This is a genomic window from Ciceribacter thiooxidans, assembly GCF_014126615.1.
GTDB classification, from domain to species: Bacteria; Pseudomonadota; Alphaproteobacteria; order Rhizobiales; family Rhizobiaceae; genus Allorhizobium; species Allorhizobium thiooxidans.
On record NZ_CP059897.1, the window covers coordinates 1,342,550 to 1,367,861 of the forward strand.

Annotated in this window: 22 protein-coding genes; 3 read left to right on the forward strand and 19 right to left on the reverse strand. The window is 64.7% G+C overall.

Annotated elements, in window-relative coordinates; genetic code table 11:
* Positions 1-73: 73 nt before the first annotated feature.
* Complete coding sequence (locus H4I97_RS24310; protein WP_182308249.1) at positions 74-664, forward strand: dihydrofolate reductase family protein; 591 nt, start codon at positions 74-76, stop codon at positions 662-664.
* Between the two features lie 85 nt (positions 665-749).
* The gene (locus H4I97_RS24315; RefSeq protein WP_182308250.1) at positions 750-1,193 is read left to right on the forward strand and encodes an SRPBCC family protein; all 444 of its coding nucleotides are present in this window, start codon (positions 750-752) and stop codon (positions 1,191-1,193) included.
* A gap of 12 nt (positions 1,194-1,205) precedes the next feature.
* On the opposite strand, the gene H4I97_RS24320 is transcribed toward H4I97_RS24315, so the two are convergent.
* From H4I97_RS24320 to H4I97_RS24365, 10 genes are all read right to left on the reverse strand, one after another.
* Positions 1,206-2,213: a LacI family DNA-binding transcriptional regulator gene (locus H4I97_RS24320; RefSeq protein WP_182308251.1), complete on the reverse strand. Its 1,008-nt coding sequence runs from the start codon at positions 2,211-2,213 to the stop codon at positions 1,206-1,208.
* A gap of 6 nt (positions 2,214-2,219) precedes the next feature.
* Positions 2,220-3,389 carry a dihydrodipicolinate synthase family protein gene (locus tag H4I97_RS24325; RefSeq protein ID WP_182309060.1) on the reverse strand — a complete coding sequence of 390 codons (1,170 nt, stop codon included), beginning with the start codon at positions 3,387-3,389 and terminating at the stop codon, positions 2,220-2,222.
* Between the two features lie 5 nt (positions 3,390-3,394).
* On the reverse strand, positions 3,395-3,709 hold the full coding sequence (locus H4I97_RS24330) for a Dabb family protein (protein ID WP_182308252.1): 315 nt from the start codon (positions 3,707-3,709) through the stop codon (positions 3,395-3,397).
* Between the two features lies 1 nt (position 3,710).
* Positions 3,711-5,297, reverse strand: a complete 1,587-nt coding sequence (locus H4I97_RS24335) for a GMC family oxidoreductase (protein ID WP_182308253.1) — start codon at positions 5,295-5,297, stop codon at positions 3,711-3,713.
* Between the two features lie 9 nt (positions 5,298-5,306).
* Positions 5,307-6,065 carry a 3-ketoacyl-ACP reductase gene (locus H4I97_RS24340; protein WP_182308254.1) on the reverse strand — a complete coding sequence of 253 codons (759 nt, stop codon included), beginning with the start codon at positions 6,063-6,065 and terminating at the stop codon, positions 5,307-5,309.
* On the reverse strand, positions 6,062-7,585 hold the full coding sequence (locus H4I97_RS24345) for an FAD-dependent oxidoreductase (RefSeq protein ID WP_182308255.1): 1,524 nt from the start codon (positions 7,583-7,585) through the stop codon (positions 6,062-6,064). Before H4I97_RS24345 ends, H4I97_RS24340 begins: the two co-directional genes overlap by 4 nt.
* Positions 7,582-8,694, reverse strand: a complete 1,113-nt coding sequence (locus H4I97_RS24350; protein WP_182308256.1) for an ABC transporter ATP-binding protein — start codon at positions 8,692-8,694, stop codon at positions 7,582-7,584. The genes H4I97_RS24345 and H4I97_RS24350 overlap by 4 nt, the downstream gene beginning before the upstream one ends.
* A 4-nt stretch (positions 8,695-8,698) precedes the next feature.
* Positions 8,699-9,577, reverse strand: a complete 879-nt coding sequence (locus H4I97_RS24355; protein ID WP_182308257.1) for a carbohydrate ABC transporter permease — start codon at positions 9,575-9,577, stop codon at positions 8,699-8,701.
* Entirely contained in the window at positions 9,577-10,470 is an 894-nt protein-coding gene (locus H4I97_RS24360) for a carbohydrate ABC transporter permease (protein ID WP_182308258.1), read from the reverse strand. Before H4I97_RS24360 ends, H4I97_RS24355 begins: the two co-directional genes overlap by 1 nt.
* Positions 10,471-10,568: 98 nt before the next feature.
* Positions 10,569-11,813 (reverse strand): ABC transporter substrate-binding protein, encoded by a 1,245-nt coding sequence (locus tag H4I97_RS24365; protein ID WP_182308259.1) that lies wholly within the window; start codon positions 11,811-11,813, stop codon positions 10,569-10,571.
* Positions 11,814-12,137: 324 nt separating this feature from the next.
* Between H4I97_RS24365 and H4I97_RS24370 the strand changes: the two genes are divergently transcribed.
* Entirely contained in the window at positions 12,138-13,163 is a 1,026-nt protein-coding gene (locus tag H4I97_RS24370; protein WP_182308260.1) for a LacI family transcriptional regulator, read from the forward strand.
* Between the two features lie 58 nt (positions 13,164-13,221).
* Here H4I97_RS24370 and H4I97_RS24375 read toward each other — a convergent pair whose 3' ends face one another.
* From H4I97_RS24375 to H4I97_RS24415, 9 genes are all read right to left on the reverse strand, one after another.
* Positions 13,222-14,736, reverse strand: coding sequence for an aldehyde dehydrogenase family protein (locus tag H4I97_RS24375; RefSeq protein WP_378144432.1), 1,515 nt, complete (start codon positions 14,734-14,736; stop codon positions 13,222-13,224).
* An 11-nt stretch (positions 14,737-14,747) separates the two neighbouring features.
* The gene (locus H4I97_RS24380) at positions 14,748-15,515 is read right to left on the reverse strand and encodes an enoyl-CoA hydratase/isomerase family protein (RefSeq protein WP_182308262.1); all 768 of its coding nucleotides are present in this window, start codon (positions 15,513-15,515) and stop codon (positions 14,748-14,750) included.
* On the reverse strand, positions 15,512-17,083 hold the full coding sequence (locus tag H4I97_RS24385; RefSeq protein ID WP_182308263.1) for an acyl CoA:acetate/3-ketoacid CoA transferase: 1,572 nt from the start codon (positions 17,081-17,083) through the stop codon (positions 15,512-15,514). The genes H4I97_RS24380 and H4I97_RS24385 overlap by 4 nt, the downstream gene beginning before the upstream one ends.
* The gene (locus H4I97_RS24390) at positions 17,080-18,081 is read right to left on the reverse strand and encodes a Gfo/Idh/MocA family protein (protein ID WP_182308264.1); all 1,002 of its coding nucleotides are present in this window, start codon (positions 18,079-18,081) and stop codon (positions 17,080-17,082) included. The genes H4I97_RS24385 and H4I97_RS24390 overlap by 4 nt, the downstream gene beginning before the upstream one ends.
* A gap of 199 nt (positions 18,082-18,280) precedes the next feature.
* Positions 18,281-19,402, reverse strand: a complete 1,122-nt coding sequence (bglB, locus tag H4I97_RS24395; protein WP_182308265.1) for a beta-galactosidase BglB — start codon at positions 19,400-19,402, stop codon at positions 18,281-18,283.
* 27 nt (positions 19,403-19,429) lie between these two features.
* On the reverse strand, positions 19,430-21,937 hold the full coding sequence (locus H4I97_RS24400; RefSeq protein ID WP_244658851.1) for a PA14 domain-containing protein: 2,508 nt from the start codon (positions 21,935-21,937) through the stop codon (positions 19,430-19,432).
* Complete coding sequence (locus H4I97_RS24405) at positions 21,934-23,208, reverse strand: HAD family hydrolase (RefSeq protein WP_182308266.1); 1,275 nt, start codon at positions 23,206-23,208, stop codon at positions 21,934-21,936. The genes H4I97_RS24400 and H4I97_RS24405 overlap by 4 nt, the downstream gene beginning before the upstream one ends.
* Positions 23,205-24,257, reverse strand: a complete 1,053-nt coding sequence (locus tag H4I97_RS24410; protein WP_244658852.1) for an ABC transporter ATP-binding protein — start codon at positions 24,255-24,257, stop codon at positions 23,205-23,207. Before H4I97_RS24410 ends, H4I97_RS24405 begins: the two co-directional genes overlap by 4 nt.
* Positions 24,254-25,306 (reverse strand): ABC transporter ATP-binding protein, encoded by a 1,053-nt coding sequence (locus H4I97_RS24415; protein WP_244658853.1) that lies wholly within the window; start codon positions 25,304-25,306, stop codon positions 24,254-24,256. Before H4I97_RS24415 ends, H4I97_RS24410 begins: the two co-directional genes overlap by 4 nt.
* Positions 25,307-25,312 lie beyond the last annotated feature (6 nt).

Consider the following 25,312-nt stretch of genomic DNA (forward strand, 5'->3'; position numbering starts at 1 on the left):
GGCCTTGCCGTTCACAAATGCCGCCGAGCATTCGCGTGCAGGCAATAGAGGCGAAAAACAGGGAGGAAAGTCCATGAGAAAACTGAGAATCCTCGAACAGATTTCGATCGACGGGGTCGTGCAGGCCCCGGGAGGCCCCGGCGAAGACCGGGACGGCAATTTCGACCATGGTGGATGGGCTATGCTGCATTCCTCTCCGGAAGTCAGGGAAACCATTTCCGCTCTCCACGGCCGCCCCTTCGACCTGCTTCTCGGGCGCCGGACCTATGACATCTGGGCCCCATTCTGGCCGAAGCAGACAGGTCCATTGGCAGATGGCCTGAATGCCGCGACCAAGTACGTCGCGACGCACAGGCCGGACAGCCTCACCTGGGGACCGGTCGAGGACCTCGGAGCGGATATCGCGGAAGGTGTTCGGCGAGCCAAATCGGAGGACGGCCCCGACCTGATCCTCTGGGGAAGTTCGACGCTGCCGTCCGTGTTGCTGGAAAGCGACCTGGTCGACGAGGTCCTGCTGTTCGTTTTCCCCATCCTGCTCGGCCGCGGCAAGCGCATCGTCCCAGACGGGGCGGATGCGCGTGCGCTTGCTCTCGTCAGCTCGAAACCCGCATCCTCGGGCGTGCTCATCAACACCTATCGCCCGGTTGGCCCGCTGCAAGCCTGAGCCCGCCCGAAATGCGCCAGGTCAATGGCGACCGCGCTGGCGGAGCCGAACCGCTTCCACCCGTTCGACCAGAAAGGAAACAATCATGCCAGGTACCGTCAATCTGCACCGCGTCCTCACCGCCTCGCCAAAGAAGGTCTTCAGGGCCTTCGTCGAACCCGACGCAGTGGCAAGCTGGCTCCCGCCCAACGGGTTCACCTGCACCGTCCACGAGCTCGACGCGCGGGAAGGCGGCAAGCACCGGATGTCCTTCCGCAATTTCACGACCGGGGGCAGCCATTCCTTCGGTGGCACATACACGAAGGTCGTGCCGGGCGAACGCCTCGTCTACACCGACAGCTTCGATGATCCCAACCTGCCGGGCGAGATGACCACCACGATCGCTCTCAGAAGCGTCTCCGTCGGAACGGAGATGCATATCGAGCAACAGGGCATCCCGGATGTCATCCCGCCCGAAGCCTGCTATCTCGGCTGGCAGGAATGCCTGCGCAAGCTGGCGAAACTCGTCGAACCCGAAATCAACCAGTAGACCGGAAGGGCATCATTTCCTTCCGCTGCTTTCCCGGATGACGAGATCGACCGCGGTCAGGCGCTCCGGCTGAGGGGGACGGTTCTCCTCCAGCCATGCGAGCACCGTTTCGGCGATCTGCCGGCCGAAGTCGGCGATCCCGCAGCGGACGGTCGACAGCGTCGGATAGACCTGGCTGGACTCCTCGATATCGTCGAAGCCGACGATACGAAACGAACGCCCGACAGCCCTGCCGATCTGGGCGAAGCCCGACATCATGCCGAGCGCGACGAGGTCGTTGAAGCAGATCGCCGCATCGACGTCCGGGTGGTCGCGCGTCAGCGAGCCGGCGGCCTCGCGCCCGAAGGCGCGGCTCGCGCGCCCCGAGACGATGAAGGGTTCCATGCCGGCCTCGTCCAGCGCCTGTAGATAGCCGGCCATCCGCTCCTGTGTCACTGCCCGGTCGGGAAGACCGCCGATGAAGGCGATCCGTCGTGGCGAGAAGCCGAGTAGGTGCCGGGTTGCGAGCAGGCTTCCGTTCCTGTAGTCGGGCGCCGCAAACGGAAAGCGGTCGACATGCGGATTGACTTTGCGCAGCACCTGCATGGTCGGGATGCCGGCCCGTGCGATCGCCTCGAAGGTCGAAGCGTCGTCGTCGTAAGCCGGCGAGACGACGAGCGCCGACACGCCGTGCTCGATCATCGCCGCGACCACCTGCGCCTGGATGCGCGGGTCCTCGTCGGTGTTGGCGAGCACGGTCGCATAACCGCGGGCCGACAGCGCCATCTGCAGGGAAGTCGCGAACTCGGTGAAGAACGGGTTGCGAAGGTCGTTGATGACGAGGCCGATCAGGCCGACATTCGAGGTGCGCAGGTTGGCGGCGGCGCGATTGTAGACATAGCCGATCCGGTCCATGGCCTCGCGAACCGTGCGACGCGTTTCCTCCTTGACCAGCGAACTGTTCTGCAGCACGAGGCTGACGGTCGACTTCGACACGCCCGCAACGCGCGCCACATCCACGATTGTCGGCCTACGCTCCATTGCCGCTCATTCGACTCCGTTGATCTCCAGCAGAAGACGCATCCTTCTCACGGCAAGCTCGGGGTCGGCAAGCAGGTTTGCCTGGTCGGCGAGGCGGAAGACCGCGCTGTAGTGGACAATGTCGCGGCTCGACTGGAAACCGGCCGGCATGATGAAGTGCTTCTGGTAGCCGTTGAGCCAGGCGAGGAAGGCGATGCCCGCCTTGTAGAAGCGCGTCGGTGCGCGAAAGATCTCGCGGCTCAAGGGCACCGTCGGTGCCAGCAGGCGATGGTAGGTCTGAAGGTCGCCGCCGGCCAGCGCATCGAGGGCCTGCGAGGCCGCCGGCGCGATCGCCGCGAAAATTCCAAGCAGCGCATGGGAGTAATGCTTGCCGTCGCCGGCAATCAGGTCGGCATAGTTGAAATCGTCGCCGGTATAGAGCCGGACGCCCTCGGGCAGTCGGGTGCGGAAGGCCTCCTCGTGCGCCCGGTCGAGCAGGGAGATCTTGATGCCGTCGACCTTGGCCGGGTTTTCGGCAATCAGCGCAAGGACGGAGTCGCTCGCAACCGCGACGTCCTCGCTGCCCCAATAGCCCTTGAGCGCCGGATCGAACATGTCACCCAGCCAGTGCAGGATGACGGGCGCTGCCGCCCCGTCGATCAGCTTGCGATAGACCGAGCGGTAGATTTCGGGTCCAGCCCCAATTGCCGGGAAGGCGCGTGAGGCCATCAGGATCAACTGTCCGCCGGCGGTTTCGATCGCCTCCACCTGATGTTCGTAGGCCGCGAGGATTGCGCCCGCATCACGCAGATCCTGTCGGGCCGCGTGATCGGTGCCCGCGCCGCAAGCGACCCGCGGCTTCATCGGATGCGAGCGTGCCGAGGCCATGGTACGCTCGATCAGCTCTCGCGCCGTCTGCCAGTCGACGCCCATGCCGCGCTGGGCGGTATCCATGGCTTCGGCAAGCCCGAGCCCCTGGTTCCAGAGGCCCTCGCGGAAGGCGAGCGTCGCCTCCCAATCGACCGCGGGCCGCGTGTCCCAGGGATTGCGCTCGCGAAGCGGGTCCGACACGACATGCGCCGCGGCGAAGGCGGTGCGGGTCAACGGGCGGGAAGGCGCGCGTGGCGTGAGCGGCGTGCCGGTGAGCGTGTAGTCCTCTATCCGGCAATCCTCGGTGGGCAAACGTATCATGGCGATGTCCTTCAGTTTTGAACCGGCAGGTCGAAGACGAGAATCCCGTCGAGACCGCCCTCCGCATGGGCAATCAGCCGGGCGCCGAGGCGCTGATGATCGGGATGGGCCTGATAGGCTTCAAGCGCCTGCCAGTCGGCGAAATCGGCGACGAAGCCGTGCCTGTAGCCCCGCTCGATCTTTTCCGGGCTTTCGCTGCGCCCGGAGGTGATGGAAAGTAGGCCGTTGATCTTTCCTTCTATGGCGTGAAGCTCCTCGAAGAGGGCGTCGATCGTTGGTTCATCGACATCCGCGCGGAACCGGACGAGCACGATATGACGGATCATCTTACGCTCCATGGTCGGCGCGGATCATGTCGGCGGCCTTTTCGGCAATCATGATCGTCGGCGCGTTGGTGTTCGACGAGACGACGGCGGGCATGATCGAGGCGTCGACCACGCGCAGGCCGTCGATACCGTTGAACCTGAGGCGCGGATCGACGACGGCGGCGGGATCGGAGCCCATGCGGCAGGTGCCGGCGGGATGATGATCGGTCTTGGCGTGCGCGCAAGCGTAGTTGAAATAGTCCTCGTCGGTCGAGACGTCCGGGCCCGGCAGACGCTCGGCCTTGACGAAGGGCTTCAGGGCATCCTGCCGCATGATCTCACGGGCGAGCTTCAGGCCGCGGATCGACATTTCGCGGTCGTAAGGATCCTCCCAATAATTCGGATCGATGAGCGGCGCGGCGAGCGGATCGGCCGAGGCAAGTCGCACCGTGCCGCGGGAGCGCGGCCGCAAATAGGCGGAGTTGAGCGTCACGCCGCCGTTTTCCATAACCGCCACACCTGCCTCAATGCCGGAGCCGAGGCCGAGATGGAACTGGATGTCCGGCGAGCGCGCCTCAGGGTCGGCATACCAGAAACCGCCGGTCTCGAAGAGGCTGGACGCCACCGGCCCGGTCCGCGAGAGGATGTACTGAAGCCCGGCCAGCACCGAGAGATGCGGCTTGGCGTAGCGATCGTAGGTGTGCGGGCCAGTGCACTCGGCAATCACGAAGAGGTCGAGGTGATCCTGGAGGTTGGAGCCGACGCCGGGCTGGTCGAGGACGACGGGCACGCCAATGGATTTCAGATGGTCGGCTGGCCCGATGCCGGAGAGCATCAACAGCCGCGGGCTGCCGATCGCACCGGACGAGAGTATGACATCGCGCTCAGCGCGAACGACACCCTCGCCAGCGAGCTCCACGCCGACGGCGCGCCCGTTCTGGACGACGATCCTCAGAACCTGCGCTCCAGTCCGGATCGTCAGGTTCTTGCGACCCCGCACCGGATTGAGATAGGCGATCGAGGCGGAGGACCGGCGGACGTTGCGCTGGGTGAGCTGGTAGTAGCCGACGCCGTCCTGCTTTTCCCCGGTCATGTCGGGGTTGAAGGGAATGCCGAGCTCACCGGCTGCTCTGAAATAGGCCTCGCAGATCGGCAACGGCGCCGCCGGTTTGCTCACGCCCAATGGCCCGCCCTTGCCGTGATAGCGGTTGTCGTAGGTATCGTTGTCCTCGGCCTTGCGGAAATAGGGAAGCACGTCCTCGTAGGCCCACCCCTCGCAGCCCGCCTGCCGCCAGCCGTCATAGTCGAGCGCATTGCCGCGGGTATAGATCTGCGCGTTAATGGTCGAGCCGCCGCCGAGCACTTTTGCCTGGGTGTAACGGATCGCCATGTCCTTCATGTGCCGCTGCGGTACTGTCTGCCAGCCCCAGCTGCCGATGCCCTTGGTCATTTTGGCAAAGCCCGCCGGCAGGTGATAGAAGGGATGCCAGTCGCGCCCACCGGCCTCGAGCAAGAGGACACGTGTATGCCGGTTCTCCGAGAGCCGCGCGGCGAGCACCGAACCGGCCGAGCCTCCCCCGACGACGATGAAATCATAGGACGTCTTCATGCGATGCTCCTAAAGGCGCGGGATCGAAAGGCCGCCGTCGACGGGGACGACGGCGCCGCTGGCGAAGGCGAGGTTTCCCTCGGCCATCGGAACCACCACGCGACCAATGTCTTCCGGCTGTCCCCAGCGCTGCGCCGGCACGAGCCCCCCTTCGATCCGGGCGGTGTACTTGTCCTTCACGCCGGCGGTCATCTCGGTTGCAATGATGCCGGGCCGAAGCTCGAACACGCCGATGCCGTGCGGCGCCAGTCGAACGGCGAAGAGCTCCGCCATCATCGCCGCCCCGGCCTTCGAGATGCAGTACTCAGCCCGCTCGATCGAGGCCATCGTCGCGCTGACAGAGGTAACGAAGATCAGCGAGCGATAGACGTCGGAGGGCCTGTCCACCATGCGGCGAGCCACCTCCTGGGCGAAGAAGAAGGCGCCACGCAGATTGACGCCGAGAACAAAATCGAAGCTCTCTGGAGAAAGATGGAGCATATCGCCGCGCACCTTCGCCGGCACGCCGGCATTCGAGACCAGTGTCGTCACCGGTCCCATTTCCCCTTCGACCGCGTCGAGCACGGTGCGGACGCCGTCGATTTCCTGCAGGTCGTGACGAAAATAGCACGCCCTGTCCCCGAGCTTCTCAAGCGCGGCCCCGACCTGCGGGGCCTCCGGCTCCAAGCGCGATACCAGGGCCACGCGGTAGCCGGCGCCGACCAGCGCCTCGGCAATGCCGAGCCCGATGCCCTGCTGTCCGCCGGTGATGAGAGCGAGCCGTGTCACTGATGGAACTCCGTTTCGGTGATGTGCCTTGCAGCCCTGAGCGCAAGGGCGGCGATCGTCAGCGCCGGATTGACGGCCGCCGAGGTCGGCAGAATCGAGGCGTCGACGACGAAGAGGTTGCCGTGATCGTGGCTGCGGCCATAGCTGTCGACGACACTCGTTCGTGGATCGGCTCCCATGCGCACCGTGCCGCACTGATGGGACGGCGTGCGCCGGTCGAAGGCGCGCGACAGAACCACCGGATAGCCGGCTTTGCGAAGGAGCGCCTTGAGACGTGCGACGAGCGCCAGATGCGCGTCCCAGTTCGAGCGTTTCCAGTCGAGCACGATTTGCCCGTCCCTCAGCGTCACGCGGCTTTCGGGATTGGGCAGATCCTCCGACATCGCATAGAGATCGATCGACCGCGCAGCGATCCAGTGCGCGAGCGGCCGCGGCAGGGACGAACTGGCCGCAAGAATCGGACCGGTGATCTTACCGAGCAACTGGATGTTGCCGAGGGGCTCGCCCTTCGGACCGCCGGTGAGATAGAAATCGTTGACCAGCAGGGTCTTCTGGTAGACCGACGGATTGCGGTGGAGCGGATTGAGCGCCAGCACCGCCGAGCAATTATGGTTCATGAAGTTGCGCCCGACCTGGTCGGAAGAGTTCGCAAGCCCGTTCGGATGGCGGCGGTCGGCGGATGCCAAAAGGAGCGCCGCTGAGCGGACCGCGCCCGCCGCAAGCACCACGAGCGGCGCCGTGATCACTCTGCGTTCGCCACGCGCCTCGACCTCGATTCCCCTGATACGGCCATCTTCGGACGCAAGCAGGCGCCTTGCCTCGCACCCCGTCAGCAGCGTGACGTTCGGATGCGCTAGAGCCTTCGACAGGCAGGCCGTTTCGGCGTCCATCTTGCCGCCGCAGGTGTCGGGGAAGGCGTCCCAAGTGGTGCGCCCACCCGCAAGCCAGCGCTCGATGTCGACCCCTAGCGGCAGCGAGGCCGGATGCATGCCAACCCGGCCGAGCCGCCGGCGAAGATCGGCGATCGCCGGTTCGTCGGGAACCGGTGGATGGACGTAGCTGCCGGAATGGGTGGGCTCCGTCGGATCCTCACCGAGCGTGCCCCGCACCTGAAAGATCGTCTCCGCCTGCTGGTAGAAGGGTTCGAGTTCGTCGTAGCCGATCGGCCAGCCCGGCGTCGTCCCGCCCATGTGGCGGAGCGGCGTGAAGTCCTCACGGCGATAGCGGATGAGAACGGCGCCGTAGAACTTCGAATTGCCCCCGACATAGTAATAGTTTCCCGGATTGAAGGGGCGCCCCTCCCCGTCCAGCCACTCTTCCTTCGGCCGGAACCGCGCCTTGCCGAAGATTGCCTCCGGATCGCGGTCGGCCGTTGACGGTGTCAGCCATTCCCCCTTTTCGATGATGAGGATCCGCCGGCCGCTTGTTGCCAAGGCGGCCGCGAGACTGGCGCCGCCCATGCCGGAGCCGACGATGACGATATCAGGTGCGATGTCGGGGACAGCGTTGCGAGCGTTCATGGCCGGATGCGTTCTTCCGTCTTCGGGTCGAAGGCGACGGCCTTTTCCATGTTGACGGCAAAGTCGAAGGCCTGGCCGGCATGAACGTCGGTATCGGCGCGCATGCGGCCAATCACGTCCTTGGCCCCGAGGGTCATGGTGACGAAGGTGTCGGAGCCGGCGGGCTCGGTGACGACGACCCGGTTCTTGAGCCCTACGATGTTCTTCGACTTGCGGTCGGCACCCTCCGGGTCGGTGATCGCTTCCGGCCGGATGCCGAGGAGGATTTCCCTGCCGTCCCATGCGGCCAGGTTCTGCTGGCTGAAACGCAGATGTTGCTCGCCGCCCTCGCCGTCCTTCACAGCCGCGTGGGGCAGGCCGTCACGGACGGTGACGCGGGCCGGAAGCACGTTCATTGCCGGGCTTCCCATGAAGGTCGCGACGAAGACGTTCGCGGGTGTGTCGTAGATCTCCTTCGGCGTTCCGAGCTGCTGGATATAGCCCTTGTTCATCACCGCGATCCGCGTCGAGAGCGTCATCGCCTCGATCTGGTCGTGCGTGACGTAGACGATCGTCGTCTTCAGTTTCTCGTGCAGCTTCTTGATCTCGGTGCGCATGTCGACGCGCAGCTTGGCGTCGAGATTGGAGAGCGGCTCGTCGAACAGGAAGACGTCGGGGTCACGTACCAGCGCCCGACCCATGGCGACGCGCTGCCGCTGACCGCCGGAGAGCTGCCCCGGCTTGCGGTCGACGAGATGGTCGATCTGCAGAAGCTTGGCGACTTCGCTGAGCGCCTTCTCCCGCTCGGGCTTCGGCACGCCGTGCATCTCCAGCCCGAAGGTGATGTTCTGCCCGACTGTCATGTTGGGATAGAGTGCGTAGGACTGGAATACCATCGCGATGTTGCGCTTTGAGGGATGCACGCCGTTGACGACACGGCCTTTGATCGCGATTTCACCGGAGGAGATGTTTTCAAGGCCGGCGATCATGCCGAGGAGCGTGGACTTCCCGCAGCCGGACGGTCCGACCAGTACGAGGAACTCGCCCTCCTCGACCGAGATGTCGACGCGATGGAGCACCTCGAGCTGTCCGTAGGACTTGGTGACGTTGTTGATGTCGAGAAAGCCCATGTTCTTATCCTTTGACTGAGCCCGCCATCAGCCCGCGCACGAAATATCGGCCGGCGACGATGTAGACGAAGAGGGTGGGAAGAGCGGCGATGATCGCACCGGCGAAGTGGACGTTGTATTCCTTCACGCCGGTCGACGACTGCACCAAGTTGTTGAGCGCCGCGGTCATCGGCTGGCTGGTGCCACCGAAGGAAACGCCGAACAGGAAGTCGTTCCAGATGTTGGTAAACTGCCAGATCACGGAAACCACAGTGATCGGCCCGGAAACCGGAAGCAGGATGCGCCAGAAGATGCGGAAGAAGCCCGCCCCGTCGATCTGGGCCGCCTTGACGAGTTCCGTCGGGAAAGCGGCGTAATAATTGCGGTAGTAGAGCGTCGTGAACCCGATGCCGTAGACCACGTGGACGAGGACGAGACCCGGCACCGATCCGGCGAGGCCGAGCTTGCCGAGCACGAGTGCCATCGGGATCAGCACGATCTGGAACGGGATGAAGCAGGAGAACAGCATCAGTCCGAAGATGATCGTGTCGTATCTGAAGCGCCATTTCGTGAGTACGTAGCCGTTCAGCGCTCCGACCATGGTGGAGATCGCAACCGCCGGGACCACCATCAGGATGGAATTCAGGAAATAGGGCCTGAGGCCGGTCGGCGACACGCCGATCTGGGCGGTCGACCACGCGGATTTCCAGGCCTCCAGCGTCCAGGTCTGCGGCAGCGCCATCATGTTGCCGCCGGTGATTTCCGGCAGTGGCTTCAGTGAGTTGATGCCCATGACGTAGAGCGGCAACAGGTAGAAGAGCGCAAAGAGCAGCAACACGAGGTAGATGAAGGTGCGGGCGACGCGGCCGGTCCTGACCGCAGTGTCCTGGCTGACGGCAGACATCAGTTCTTCTCCTTCAGCTCGGCATAGAGATAGGGAACCATGATCGCGGCGATCGTCATCAGCATGACAACCGCGGAGGCCGCGCCGACGCCCATCTGGTTGCGGGTGAACGTATAGGAATACATGAAGGTCGCCGGCATTTCGGTCGCCCGACCGGGGCCACCCCCGGTCAGCGCGATGACGAGGTCATAGGACTTGATCGCCAGATGGCTCAAAATGACGAAGGCCGAAAGGAAGGCGGGCCTCAGGAGCGGGATGACGATGCGGCGATAGAGCTGCAGGCTGGACGCGCCATCGATCTGGGCAGCCTTCAGGATCTCGTTGTCGATCCCGCGAAGCCCGGCGAGGAACATCGCCATGACGAATCCGCTGGTCTGCCAGACCGCTGCGATCACGATCGTGTAGATCGCCATATCGTTGTCCTTGATCCAGGTGAAGGTGAAGCTCTCCCAGCCCCAGAGCCGCATGATCCGCTCCAGCCCGATGCCGGGATCGAGGAACCATTTCCATGCCGTGCCGGTGACGATGAAAGAGAGTGCCATCGGATAGAGGTAGATCGGCCTCAAGAACCCCTCGCCGCGGATCTTCTGGTCGAGGAAGATCGCGAGGCCGAGGCCGAGTGCCGTGCAGATGACGATGTAGAGGCTTGCGAAGATCGCGATATTGACGATCGCGATGTGCCAGTTCTCGAGCGCCCAGAGCCGCGTGTAGTTGCTGAGCCCCACGAAGGTATAGAGCGGCAGCATCTTCGATCCGGTAAAGGATAGGAAGATGGTGAACAGGATGAAGCCGTAGACGAAGACGAGCGTCACCGCGAGGGAGGGTGCGAGCACCACCTTCGGCAGCCAGTCCTGCAGGCGCGTGCGCATATCGGCCCGCGTTGAGCTTGTCATGGATCTCCTCCCTGTGCCTGTCGATCGTGCCGGGCGCGGCCTGTCTGCCTCGCCGGCGAATGACCGGGCGGCGGCAAGTCGCCGCCCGGCATCTGCGGTTACTTCGTCGCCGCAACCGCCTCGGCGAGCGCCTTGGCGGCCTCCGCGCCGTCCTTGTAGCCACCGTTGAAGGCCTTGGTGACGACGTCGTAGACGGCGTTCTTGACCGCTGCGGGCGCGGCATGGCCGTGCGCCATCGAGCCGAACAGGGTACCGCCGGAGCTCGCCTCCGCCAGATCCTTCATGCCCTTCTTGCCGCAATCGTCGAAATCGGTGTCCGGAACGTCGGTACGGGCCGGAACGGATCCCTTGACCACATTGAAGGCGGACTGGAATTTCGGGCTCTCGATCGAAGAAGCCATCTCCATCTGCGCCTTGACCTTGTCGTCACCCGACACGTTGAACATGGCGAACTGGTCGGAGTTGAAGGTGACCGACCCTTGCGTCCCGGGGAAGCGGATGCAGACAAAATCGGCACCCGGCTTCTTGCCGGCCTTCAGGAACTCGCCCTTGGCCCAGTCGCCCATCATCTGCATGCCGGCCTTGCCGTCGATCACCATGGCGGAAGCGAGGTTCCAGTCGCGGCCGGAGAAGTTGTCGTCGACATAGGTCCTGAGCTTCATCAGCCGGTCGAAGGCATCCGCCATGTCGGCGCCGCTGAGCGTCCCCTCGTCGAGGTCGACGAAGGCCTTCTTGTAGAAATCGGTGCCCTTCGAGAGCACGACGCCGTCGAAGATGGTCGCATCCTGCCAGGGCTGTCCACCATGGGCGAGCGGGGTGATGCCGTTCGCCTTCATCTTGTCGAGCACGGCGACCAGTTCATCCCAGCTTTCCGGTGCCTTGCCGCCAGCGGCATCGAGCGCTGCCTTGTTGATCCAGACCCAGTTGGTCGAATGGACGTTGACCGGGGCCGCGATCCAGTGTCCGTCGTACTTCGAGAACTTCTGCAGCGCTTCCGGGATGACCTTGTCCCAGCCTTCCGCGCTCGCCACTTCGTCGAGATTGCCGAGCGCGCCCTGTTCGGCCCAGTCGAGAATGTCGAAGCCGAGCATCTGCACGGCCGTCGGCGGGTCGCCGGCCGTCACGCGGGCACGAAGCGCCGTCATCGCCGCTTCACCGCCGCCACCGGCCACCGGCATGTCGACCCAGCCGATGCCCTTGCTGGCGAGATCTTCCTTCAGTACGTTGAGAGCGGCCGCCTCGCCACCCGAGGTCCACCAGTGCAACACCTCCACATCGGTGGCGCGAGCGACACCGGCCATCATCGTCAGTGCAATTGCGGTCGTCGTCAGAAACTTGCTCATTCGATCCTCCTCTTTGGCAAGTTGGCGGGTCTCCCTCCCGCGGTCCCGGCGCCGTCGAGCCCTGCTCGTGACATCGGGAATATTCAGGCACCGGTCGGTGCGCAATAATTTGAAACGTTACAACTTCGACAGAGTCAAGAACCCTTTCGCATCGTCACGTCCGCTCCTCCGCGCGCTCCTTACTGTAGAAGCAGCGACAGCCTTTACGGCGCCGTCGTCCACAGACAAAAATGAAATCGTTTTAAATTTCGCCTGCGAATTCTTGCCGGCGAGGCTTCCGGAGGTTACGCTCGTTCGTCTTTCATCGTGCGAAGAACAGTCAGAGTGCCCAAGATCAAGATCGAGAACGCCAAAAGCCAGACCCGCAGGGCTGCGACCGGCAAAGCCACGCTGAAGACGATCGCCGAAGCGGCGAACCTTGCAGTCACCACCGTGTCGCGGGCGCTCGCCGACGACCCGCTGATCAGCAGTACGACGCGAGAACGCGTGCGCGAGATCGCCGACCGCATGGGCTACATGCCGGACCGTGCGGCGCAGCGACTGAAGACCGGCAAGACCAATGTCATCGGCGTCCTCCTCGACCAGCATGAGGAAATCCTCGGTTTTGGAACTTCCCTGCTTTACGGTGTGACCAAGGCGCTGAAGGGCACGCCCTACCATCTGATCGTGATGCCCAACTTCCTCGATAGCTCCAATGTAGAAGCCGTCGAGCACATCGTGCGCAACAATCTCGCAGACGGCATCATCTTCACCCGAACCGAGGTTCTCGATCCCCGCGTACGGCTGCTGATCGAAAAGGACTTTCCCTTCGTCAGTCACGGCAGGACCGAATTCACCACCCCGCACCCGTTCGTCGACTACGACAACTACGCCTTCGCCTACGAGGCCGCTCGCCGCCTGATCGCCAAGGGTCGCCACAAGCTGACGATCATCCTGCCGCCGAAACATCTCACCTTCAGCCAGCACATGTTGCACGGCTTCATGACGGCGGTGCGCGAGGCGGGTATCGCCTACGAACTCGCCGAGGGCATCACGCTCGATTCCACCGCCGGCATGGTGCGGGACTATTTCCGGACGCGGCTGCAACAGCCCGATCCTCCCGACGCCCTGATCTGTCCCGGCGAAGTCTCCGCCATGGCTGCGATCACCGGGCTCTCCGACGGCGGCTGGACGCTCGGAGGTGAATACGACATCGTCGCCAAGCAGACGTCCCGTCTCCTCTCCGACATCCAGCCGGGCGTCGAGGCGATCTATGAGGACCTCACCGCCGCGGGCGAATGCCTCGGGCGCCTGCTCCTCAAACGGATCGATGGCGCGGAGATCGATAACCTGCAGGTGATCCTCAGCTGACCGCAGATCTCCGACTCGATGGTGGTTCCGGGCGCGTTCGACGGTCATCGGAGTGTCCTTACGTCCTCACCCAATTCGCCCGCGTGCGCCCGACCCGCATGACGACCGACTTGATCTCGAGGAATTCCTCGAGACCGTAGCGGCCGTTTTCGCGACCCTGGCCACTCTGCTTGTAGCCGCCGAAGGTAACTTCGGGAAAACCGTCCATCCAGGTGTTGGTCCAGACCGTGCCGGCCTCGGCGCGGCGCGCGAAGGCAAGGCAGGTATGGACATTCTCGCTCCAGACGCCGGCGGACAGCCCGTAGGCGGCATCGTTGGTAAGCGCGATCGCGTCCTCCAGCGTGCTGAAGGTGAGCACTGAGAGCACCGGCCCGAACACCTCCTCGCGCGCAATCGCCATATCCGCGGTCACGCCGGTAACCACGGTCGGCGCGAAGAACCGGCCCGGCAGACCGGGATGGGAAACCGGCGCGCCTCCGAGCTCAACCCTTGCTCCCGCCGCCAGGGCATCCTTCACATAGCCGGCGATCTTTTCCTGGTGCGCCTGTGAGATGATGGCGCCAATCTGCGTTTCGGGGTTGAGCGGATCGCCGAAGGCGACCTTCTTCGAAAGCGCCACGACCTTCTCGACGAGCATCTCGGCGATGTCCTCATGGACGATGATGCGGCTGCCGGAATTGCAGCACTCGCCGGCGTTGAAATAGACGCCGAAGGTGATCGCATCGGCGGCGCTTTCGAGATCCGCATCCGGGAACACGACCTGCGGGTTCTTGCCGCCGAGCTCCAGCGCCACCTTCTTGAGTGTCGCAGAGGCGGCCGCCGCAATCGCCTTGCCGACCGCGGTCGAGCCGGTAAAGCTTACCATGTCAACATCCGGATGCTCCGCCATCAACGCGCCGACGGGCTGCCCAAAGCCGAGCACGATATTGACGACGCCCGCCGGCAAACCGGCTTCTAGCAAAAGTTCGCCGAGGATGACCGTCGTCGACGGCGTCATCTCCGACGGCTTGATGACGCATGTGCAGCCTGCCGCGAGCGCAAACGGCAGCTTCTGGCTCAGGATCCAGAAGGGGAAGTTCCACGGCGTGATGATCGAAACGACGCCAATCGGCTCCTTCAGCACCATGGCAAGCATATCTTCGCCGAGCGAATTGTGACTCTCGCCATGCATCGTGCGGGCAAGGGACGCCGCATAGCGCCAGAGATCGGCCGCACCGGCTATCTCGCCGCGCGCCTGACTGATCGGCTTTCCGCTTTCGAGCGTTTCGAGAAGCGCCATCCGCTCGACATTGCCTTCGATCAGGTCCGCGACGTTCAGGAGGAGCATCGCGCGTTGTTTGCCGGAAACTCGGCTCCACCGCCCGTCGTCGAAGGCCCTACGCGCTGCGCCGATCGCGGCTTCCGTTTCTGCTTGCCCGGCGCGGGCGGAGCGGCTGACGAGAATTCCGTGCGAGGGCGAGGTCCGGTCGAAGGTCTCGCCGTCTTGGCTCCCTTTCCAGATGCCGTCGATCAGGTGCCGGCCCTCGAAGGCGGCTTCCGGCAAGGTTGCCTCGACGGCGGCGGTCATGGTCATGTCGCTCATGGTCACTGTCCCGAAAAAGCCGGTTTGCGTTTGTCGCGGAAGGCCGCAACACCTTCGTTGCGGTCGGCGCTGGCCGCAATCGCAGCGCTTCCGAGCGCCTCGATCATCGCCGCCTGATCCTCGCCGCAGCCGGCATGGATCATGAACTTGGCGACCTCGACGGCCCGCGGCGAGAGCTCTGCGACCTTTGCCGCGATCTCGACGGCCGCATGGCGAGGATCATCCGCAATCTCCGCGACGAAACCGAGCTGCAAGGCGCGCTCGGCACTGATGCGCCGTCCAAACAGGACCATTTCCTTCAGGACAGATTCCGGCAAGAGACGCGCGAGCCGCTGCGTACCGGACCAGCCGGGCACGATGCCGACATGGGCCTCGGGAAGCGCAAGCGTTGCCTTCGGCGCCATGACCCGGATGTCGCATGCGGCCGCAAGCTCCAGCCCGCCGCCAAAGGCGTGGCCGGAAATCACGCCGATCACGGGTCTTGAGAACCGGGCAAGCCGGTCGAAGATCCGGTGTCCGTCGCGAACCCAGTGACGGGCGAACTCCGCCGGCGAAAGCTCGCCCCAGGCATTGATGTCGGCGCCGGCGCAGAAGGCCCGCTCGCCTTCCGCCGTCACCATCAGGCAGGCGATGTCCGCCCGGCGCTCGACGGTTTCGAGATGTTCTGCGAGTTCCGTCAACATCGCGAGGGTGAACGCGTTGAGCTTGGCCGGATTGTCGATCCGGATCTCGGCGAGCCGGTCGTGTATCTCGAGATGAACCCTGCTCATGGCGTCCACCCCATCGGCGCCTCGGACAGCAGTCTCCGGTCGATCGTCGCCGCGTCGGCTGCAACCTTGACCCGCCCTTGAGAGGCCGTGACAATGTCCCGCTCCGGCTCGATGCCGGGCATGATTTCAGTAGCGACGAGGCCATGGTCGGTGAGCCGCATGACGCAACGCTCGGTGACATAGAGCACGTCCTGTCCCTCGGCGCGCGCGCGACGGCCGGAGAAGGTCACATGCTCGACCTTCTCCACCATCTTGGTGAACTTACCCGGCTTGGCGACGCGGATGCCCTCTCCGGTGAGCTGCACCTCCGCACCCGCCTCGAACCAGCCGGAGAAGACGATCTTGCGCGCCTGCGCGGTGATATCGACGAAGCCGCCGCAACCAGCCGTGAGATAGGGCTTCTTGCCGAGCTTCGAGACGTTGACATTGCCCTCGACATCGACTTCCAGGAAGGAGAGGAAGGACACGTCGAAACCGCCGCCCTGGAAATAGATGAACTGCTGCGGCGAGGGCACGAAACCGTCGGCGTTGGAGGCGCAGCCGAAGGCGAAGTCGGTGAGCGGCATGCCTCCGACGGCGCCCTGCTCGATTGCCCAGGTGACCGCATCGGGATGGCCTTCCTCAAGCAGGATACGCGGCACCTGCGCGCTAATGCCGAAGCCGAGATTGGCCGTCATGCCGCGTTTCAACTCGAGTGCGGCCCGGCGCGCAATCACCTTCTCGACGCCGTGCCCGGCGAGCTTGAAGCTCGACCACGGCCGCATGATCTGGCCGGAGATCGCCGGATCGTAGGGCGTCTCGCAGGTCTGCTTTTGGTCCGGATCGATGACCACGAGGTCGACGAGGTGACCCGGCACCCGCACGTCGTGCGGCCTGAGGCTGCCGGCAGCCGTCATGCGCTGCACCTGCGCGATCACGACGCCACCGTGATTGCGCACGGCAATCGCCTGTTCCAGTCCGCCGAGATAGGCCCCCTCGTGTTCATAGGTGAGGTTGCCGCGCTCGTCTGCCGTCGTCGCCCGCAGGATGCAGACGTCCGGCACGATGTTCGGAAAATGCAGCCAGGTCTCGCCGGCAAACTCCACCCGCGTGACGATCGGCCGGGCGGCGGCTTTCGCATTCATGGCACAACCTTCACGCCGCGGATCGACGAAGGTATCGAGACCGATGCGGGTGAGGACGCCCGGTCGGCGAGCGGCTGCCTCGCGGTGCATGTCGAACATGATGCCGGAAGGCACATTGTAGGCCTCGATGCGGTCCTCAACGATCATCTTCCAGATCTCGGGCATCGGCAGGTTCGAAGGGCCGGACGGATAGGAGCCGGCGAGAACGCGGCTGATGAGGCCGTCCTTGGCGATGTGGTCGATGCCCTTGACCCCGTACATGTCGCCGGCGGCGATCGGGTGCAGCATGGTCAGGCCGCGCGGATGGCCTTCGTCGTCGAAACGTTTTCCGAGCGCTTCCAGAACGAGATCGGGGCAGCCTAGGGCGGAGGAGGACGAGACCGTGACCACCGCGCCGTCGGGAATGCGTGCGACGGCTTCGGATGCCGAAACGAGCTTGCTCACTTGGCACCTCCATAGTCGATATCGACGGCGGCGCCGGTCAGCGCGGCCTCGCGAACGGCGAGCGCGACCGCAAGCGACTTGGCACCGTCCCAGCCGTTCGCGGCGGGTTCACCACGGCCTGCGGCAGCCGCATGGAAGCGCCGCACCGCTTCGCCGTAAAGATCGTGGGAATCATAGGGGACCGCCTCGCGGCCGGCCGCGGTGACGAGTTCGATCGCGCCGACCGGGTTCTGCGTCATCACGCCTCTTGCGAAGATCGAACCTTCGGTGCCGTGCACCTCGAGGCCGGTCCCGGCGAACGGGTGAGTGAAGCTTTCATGGCTCATCACCATGATGCCGGACGGCATCGACCAGACGGACATGACCGAATCCTCGACACCCTGCCCGAGGCCGGACGCGGCCATCTGCGCGACCACCGTCTTCGGGTCCTCGCCGGTGAGGAAGCGGACGACATCCGCATCATGCACGGTGATGTCCGGGATGACGCCGCCGCCGGCGGCAGGAGAATTGATGCGCCAGCCCTGCAGGCTTTCCGGCAGATGCACAGCGTGATGGAGTCGCAGCGACAGTACCCGCCCGATGCGCCCGTCCCGGATCAGGGACTGGACGGCGCGGTGGCTGCCCGAGCAACGAAGATGATGATTGGTGGCGAAGACCGCGCCCCGCTTCTCCGCCGCACGCACCATCGAGACGGCATCGGCAAGGGACATCGCCAGCGGCTTTTCGCAGAGGACGTGCTTGCCGGCCGCAATCGCAGCCAAGGCCTGAGGCAGGTGCTTTTCATTCGTCGTGGAGATGTAGACGGCCTCGATACCCGGATCGGCGAGCGCCTCCTCGACGCTGCTACCCGAGAGAGGAATATCATGGGCCGCGACAAAGGCGGCGCCGCGTTCTGCCGAGGAACTCACCACGCGGACAATCTCGCCGCCCTCGGCCCTCAAAGCCCGGATCATGTACTGTGCAGCGATGGTACTCGCCCCGATCAGCGCCCAGCGCATCTCCGTCCTCCCGAACAAAATTGGATCGTTCCAATTTGTATATGGAACGTTCCAAATGGAGTCAATAGGAAAATCACGCTGTGATGTACCGATTGGATCGAGAGGTTATCGCTCAGCCGGCTCGCAGGCCGTAGAGAATGAACACCAGTGACAACGCCGCTTGCTCGGACGATGGGCGGCGGCAACCACGCTCCCCGCCTTATCGCCTTGCGGTGCGCCGGCTTTCCGCGCCCGAGACTTCTGGCCCGCTCCGTTCCGCAATCGCCCGAACAAGAAGCAGCATGACGAGCGCCTGGCCGTAAGGCGCCGGGACATTGGGGATCTGCCGGTAGAAGTCCAGCGTATGACCCATCGGCGTACCGTCGGAGACTTCAAGCACAATCCCGCTGTCGTCGATCCGCGCCAGAACCGCTTCGAGCGCCTTGTCCGCGACCGGCTTCAATCCTGCATCCAGCAGGCCGAGATCGATGCCGCGCAGGATGCCGTAGGCGATCGCCGCCGTTGCAGACGTCTCCTCCGGCGAACCCGGATCGCAAACCAGCGTGCAGAACATGCCGTTGTCGCGCTGGTGGGCGGCAAGCGTCCTCACCTGCGAGCGCAGCACGAAAGTGAGGTGCCGCCGCAAATGGTCCGGCACGTGGGAGACGAGACTGAAGAGTTCCGGGATCGCCACGGTGATCCAGGAATTGCCCCGCGCCCAGAACGCCTTGGCGAAATTGTGCCGGCCGTTGAAGGTCCAGCCATGATACCAGAGACCCGTCACCGGATCGGCGAGATAGCGCTCGTGCACGAGAAACTGGTAGAAGGCTTCCTCAATCCAGTCCTGCCGGCCGAAACGCTGACCAGCGCGGGCGAGAAAGAGACACGTCATGAACAGCGTGTCGTCCCAGAGTTCGCCGTCATTCATCCGCTCCTTCACGACGTGCTGGAATCCGTCGTCCTCGGTGCGCGCGAGCTTCGTCATCAGCCAGTCGGCCCAGTCCCGGACCAGCGCCTCCCAGTCCGGACGATCGACATGGTCGATCAGCACGCTGAGCGGCAGCATCGGAGAAGAGGAATTGACCTGGCGCGGCGGCAGCCCGCGGCCGATCTGCCAGTCGTACCACCGCGCGATCGCCTCGATCAGCGAGCGGTCGCCAACCGCCTCGGCATGGCGGATCAGCCCATAGATGCCGACACCAACCTCCCAGTCCCATTCATCGAACTGCAACTGGTAAGCACCATCGGGCGCGGCGACGGTCTCGTTGATGCCCTTGAGGCGGGCAAGGCCCAGTGCAACGCGGGAGAGTGTCTCGGAAAGTAGCTCGGGCTCGATCAACATCGGCGATCCTGTCACAAGAGAAGACGGTCAGAAGGAATAGGCGTCGAAATGCCGGATGGCGGGGTCGAGGCTGCGGTTGGGGAAGTCGCAAGACTTGCCGCCGACGGTCAGCCCGTGCTCCCGATCAAGGGCGAGCGTGGCGCTGCCCGGCCGATCGAAAACAAGCTGCCCGGTCGCGTCGAGCGACATGGAGACGCCGGCAAGGTGATCCTGGAAGGCGGCGAAGTCCGCCGGGCTGGAGCCTTCCCCGACCAGCGCCACCCAGCCGCAATGGAGGCCTTCGGCGCGGAACTCGATGCCGGCGCCGGGACCCGTAGTGACGGCCTCGATCGGCCTTGTCGCCGAGAGCCCGGCAAAACCCCGCCCGGCTCTGAGCACGATCCAGTTGCCGAAGCGCTCGACCGCATCGAAGGCATCCGTCTGAACATAGGCATGGGTGAAGGGCTGGCGGGCGTTTTCGCCGAGGTCGAAGAGGAGCATCGCGACGTTCTCGTACTGCGCCACGCGCGGCAGCGAGCCGTTGCCCGCCCAGTAGGACGGCCGCTGGCTGCCCCAAGGGTCGTCCTCGCCGGGATGGTTGATCCAGGCACGGGCAAAGGGGTCGGCGGCGAAGCGCAGGTCGACGACATGCTGCTGATGTCCGCGACCGCCGGGCTTGCCGTCGACCATCGACGACAACTGCACCGCGGCCGTCTTGTACAGCGCCAGCCGCGCCGCCTCATCGTGCCCCTGAACGTAATGCGCCGTCAGCGCCTTGTCGGGCTCTGGCTCGACCACCGCGCAGGCCGCTGCGGGCGGCTCGTAGCCACCGGAGCAGAACATCGGTAGCGCCGCCACGCCGTCGTTCAGCCAACCCTTCCCGAAGGCGACGGTGGCGAAAGGAGCGAGTTCGGTCAGCGGCCCGGCGCGCAGTTCCTTGTCGTAGGCACGCCCCATGGTGCCGGCCGGCACACCGGCCAGCGTGTGCAGCCCGATCATCAGCATCAGCCGGTCGAGCAACGCCCGCGCACGCGCCTTGATCGCACCCTCCCCGAGGTGCTCCAGCGCCAGCAGGCCGATGAAATCGATCGGGTAATAGGCGGCGGAGTTCCATTCCGCTAGCCCGTGGCGTTCGACGGAATCGAACCATTTCGAAAGCCGTTCCTCGCCGAGGCGGGCCTGTTCGCTGCCCCTGCGCCCGGAGCAGCTGAAGGTCTCCTCCGGCAGCAGACGGCCGGCCAGATATTGCGAGACATGGAAGCAGAGGACGTGGTTCTCGCTCCAGAACCACATGACGTCGTTGCCCGGCTCGTCGACCCAGTAGCGGTAGTCGAGAACCGCCCGCCGGATCTCGTGACGCGTCGCCTCGGGCAGATCGTCACGATAATCCGCATAGAGCCAGAGCAGCGGCACCATCACGAAATCGGAGCAGTCCCGGCGTTCGTCGATGGTGGCCAGCATGTCGGCGATGATTGCCTGAACCGTGGCATCCGTCGACCGCCCGGTCGCCAGGATGGCAATCGCACGGCCTATCCGCATCTCGCCCTTGGCGGCGGCGTAGTCGAGCGCCAGTGCCTTGCGTTCTGCCAGCGGCCGGCCCGAAAGATCGCGGAACGGCGCGGTGAAGGTCGCGAACGCGATGTGTCGCGAGACCCTGTTGTCCCCGACGGAGAAGGTGAGTTCGAGCGGATGATATCCATCGGCAAGCCCATCGGCTCCGGGCAACTCGACGGTGGTCGACCCCGCCTTCAGAAGACCCTGAACGTCGAGAAGCGGCGGCTTGTCGCTCATATGGACGCTCGGCTGGATGCGGCCGCGCACGGTGACGTCAACGATTGCCGGCCGCTCCACCCTGAGCCGCAGCCGACCGTCGCGTACATGCAGCGGCTCCGGCCGCACCTCCGCCGCGAGGTCCTTCAACAGCCCGACCGTCGCGCCGGAGATCGCGACGGGAAGGTGTGCCGTAAGCATGTCGGGGCCAAGCGAGGTCAGCTCGAAATACCAGAGCGCGTCGCGCTCGGCGAGTTCCTCAGTGAGCACGACCACCTCCGAGCCGCCGGCCTTCAACGGCAACCGGATTTCGGTTTCGGATTCTCTGTTGCGGCGGAAGGGTTCGAACACCGCGCACTGGACGCCGTCCACCCAGATCCGCACGCCGCCGCAAGTGGCAAGCCGGAATACATAGTCTCCGGCATGTGCCGGCACGAGTTCAGTCTTCAGCCAGCGCGCAAGCCGCGTCGGGCGATGCCAGAACCCGGAGAACTCCACCCGCCGGTTGAAACCGGGTAGGTAGAGCCCGTCGATCTCGAATTGGTGCCGGAAGGCTACGCGGCGGGACTTGAGCTCCCGCCACAACGCCACCCGGCATGGCAGGTCGCCGACATCGACGAAGCCGTTGACGAAACGGTAGCTGACCCGATCCTCGGCAAGCGCCGGCTCGCCGGGATAGAGACGAGCCTCGACCGGCGACATGGCCCAGGCCGTGACGGTCTCACCCGGAGCGACGGCAAAGCCCGTGGCAGCAGATGCGGTTTCGGCAAATCGCGGCGCCGTCATGACGATACCTCGGGGCACGACGCCAGCTCCGGCAAGCTGAGCTCGATCCGTTCGAGCAGCTCCGGCAGCTTCCAGATGTGCGAGATGGTGAAGAGCGGGCGCTCGCGGCGCAGACGCGGCACGTGACTGCGCCGTGTCGACCAGGAGAGAAACACACTCATCATGCCGAAGCGGTTGGCGCCGAGAACGTCCCGTTCGAGATTGTTGCCGACCATGACACTGCGTACCCGCTCCGCGTCGGTAAGGCCGAGTGCCGTCATTGCCGCGGAGAACATCTTCTCCGAGGGCTTCAATTCGCCAACGTCGCCGGAAATGACGTGGGCTTCGAAGCGCTCCCACAGACCGTATGCACCGAGAACATTCTCGAAGGTCGCACGCGGCCCGTCAGCGACCAGAGCGAGCCGGTAACCGCTGCGAGAAAGCTGCTCGACCACCTCGCCGGCTCCCGGAATGAGCGCAGCCTTCAGCACGACTTCCGTCCCCGGTATTTTCTCCTCTGTCGACTCGTCTACCAGCGTGTCGCCGCAGTCGAGGAAGACGGCGGCAAGATGGGGGACAGTCGCCGGCAGCGCTGTAACAAGCGACGAGACCCTCCCGGGAATCCACGCCTTCAGCCGCGACCAGGGCACCAGTGCCAACCCCTCGCCGGCATCGCTGTCGCAGCCGAATTGCCAGGCGGGCGTGAACCGCATGCGCTTCAGCTTCAGCGTAGCGAGCCGGTTTTGGAACGGAGACGCGGCGATCAGTCCGCGGTCGGAGAACCGGTTCGACCGATGGACGCCCTGCGCGCCGACAAAGGCGCCGCACATACCCTCGATCAGCAGGCCGGCTTTCGCCCGCATCTCGCCGGGGTCCGCCCAATGCGCGTGCTTTCCCGGTTCGAGATAGAGGACCGGCCGCGGCCCCTCGACGGGCAATGAACCGTCCGGCCGCGTCATCGTGCGCCGGGCGCCGTGGCGCGAGGCCTCCACCTTCACCGCCCGCCCGGCCGCATCGACATGCACCCAGACATGCTCCAGATCGTAAAGGTGCTGGATATCCCAGTCGTACCAGATCGCATACTCGATCACGCAGTCCGCAACCGGCCGGATCGTGAATTTGGAGGAAACGGACTGCATCTCACCCCGATAGACGGCGTAGCCGGCCGCGAGTGGACGGAACGGTTCTCGGTCGTCGAGCCTCAAGAGAGGGCAATGTCGCTCGGCGAGTGCGAGATCAGAGTCCTCGGCCGATCCCGTGAGCGCGACAGGCATGGTGGAGAGAACATTCATGCCGCGGGCACCCCGGTGAGTTCGAGGTTTTCGGCGTGGTGGCAGCGCGCCTGCCGACCCGGCAGCACGGTCCGGAGCTCGGGAATTTCCATGCGGCAACGCTCATCGGCATAGGCACATCGCGGGTGGAACGGGCAACCGGACGGAACGTTCATCGCATCGGCGATCTCGCCCTTAAGGGGCACGCGCTTGCGCGTGCGGTTGCCGCGTGGGTCCGGTTGCGGAACGGCCGCAAGCAAGGCTTCGGTATAGGGATGCAATGGCTTTGCGAACAGGGCATCGGTCTCGCCGACCTCCATCAGGCGGCCGAGATACATGACGCCCACACGGTCGGATATATGCTCGACCATGCCGAGATCGTGGGTGATGAACAGGTAGGTGAGACCGAACTGCTCCTGCAGGTCCTGCATCAGGTTGATGTTCTGCGCCGCGACCGACACGTCGAGCGCCGAGACGGCCTCGTCCGCGGCGATGAACCGCGGCTGCAGCGCGAGCGCCCGGGCAATCCCGATCCTCTGGCGCTGGCCGCCGGAAAAGGCGTGCGGGTAGCGTGAGGCGTATTCGGGACGAAGGCCGACGAGTTGGAGCAGTTCCGCAACCCGGTCGGCGATTTCCGCCCGCGTGCCGACGCCATGGATCACAAGGGGCTCGCCGACGAGATCGAGCAGCGTCATTCGCGGATCGAGCGAGGAATAGGGGTCCTGGAAGATCATCTGCATCTCGCGCCGGATCTGCCTCAGGTCGCGATCGGAGAGGCTGGTGATATCGACGACCTCCCCGTTCTCGCGCCGGAAGAGGATCTCGCCGCCGGTGAGATCATAGGCCCTGAGGATGAGCCGGGCGATCGACGACTTGCCGGAGCCGCTCTCCCCGACCAGACCGAAGGTCTCGCCCTTGCGGATGTCGAAGGAGATGTCGTCGACCGCCTTGACGGTCGCGATCTCGCGATGCCGCCAGCCGCCGAACACCGGGAAGTGCTTCTTCGCACCGCGGACGGAGATCAGGACCTCGTCATTCATCGAGAGTGCTTGAGTGGGTTGGAACGTCATTCGGCGGCCTCCGGAAGAACCTCGCCGGCAAGATGGCAGCGCGCCACCTGCCCACTCGGAAATCTTGCCTCGGCCGGCACGAGGACATCGCAGCGGCCCGCGACCGCATGATCGCAACGCGGATGGAAGGAGCAACCCTGCGGCACGCTGTAGGGGTCCGGAACCGAACCCCGGATCGTGCGCAGGCGCCGCGTCTTCTCCCCGCCGAGCCGCGGGATCGAACGCAGCAGAGCCTGGGTATAGGGATGCTTCGGCTCGTAGAAGATCTCGTCGACGGTGCCCGTCTCGATCACCCGGCCGAGATACATCACTGCGACACGGTCGGCGATATCCGCCACCACGCCGAAATTGTGGGTGATGAAGACGATCGCCATGCCGAGCTCCTGCTGGAGGGATTTCAGTAGGTGCAGGATCTGGGCTTCTGTGGTGACATCGAGCGCCGTGGTCGGCTCGTCGGCGATCAGCAGGGTCGGATCGCAGGCAAGCGCCAGCGCGATCATCGCCCGCTGGCGCATGCCGCCCGACAGATGGTGCGGATAGCGATCGATGATGTCGTGCGGGCGCGGCATCTGCACCTTTGTGAGCAGCTCGATCGCCCGTGCCCTGGCTTCCGCCTTCGATACTTTGCGATGCAGCATGACGGTGCGCATGATCTGCGTTCCGATCGTGTGCACGGGCGACAGCGCCGTCATCGGCTCCTGGAAGACCATGCCGATTTCGCCGCCACGCAGGGTGCGCATGGTCCGGCTCTGGCGATGCTCGGCGGAAATCAGCACCTCGCTGCCGTCCTTGCGGCGGAACCGGACACTGCCGCCGGCGTCGACCGCATTGGCCGCGGTCAGCCGCATGATCGAACGCGCAGTCACCGACTTGCCGGAACCGCTCTCTCCGACGATGCCGAGCACCTCACCCTTGTCGACGTGGTAGGAAACGCCGTTGACCGCCCTGACGACACCGTCCCGGGTCGGGAAATGCACCGCAACCTCGTCGAGTTGAAGGAGGCGGCCCGGCGGCATCGCATTTTGAAGGGTGTTCGAAGGCTGTGACATCGTCGT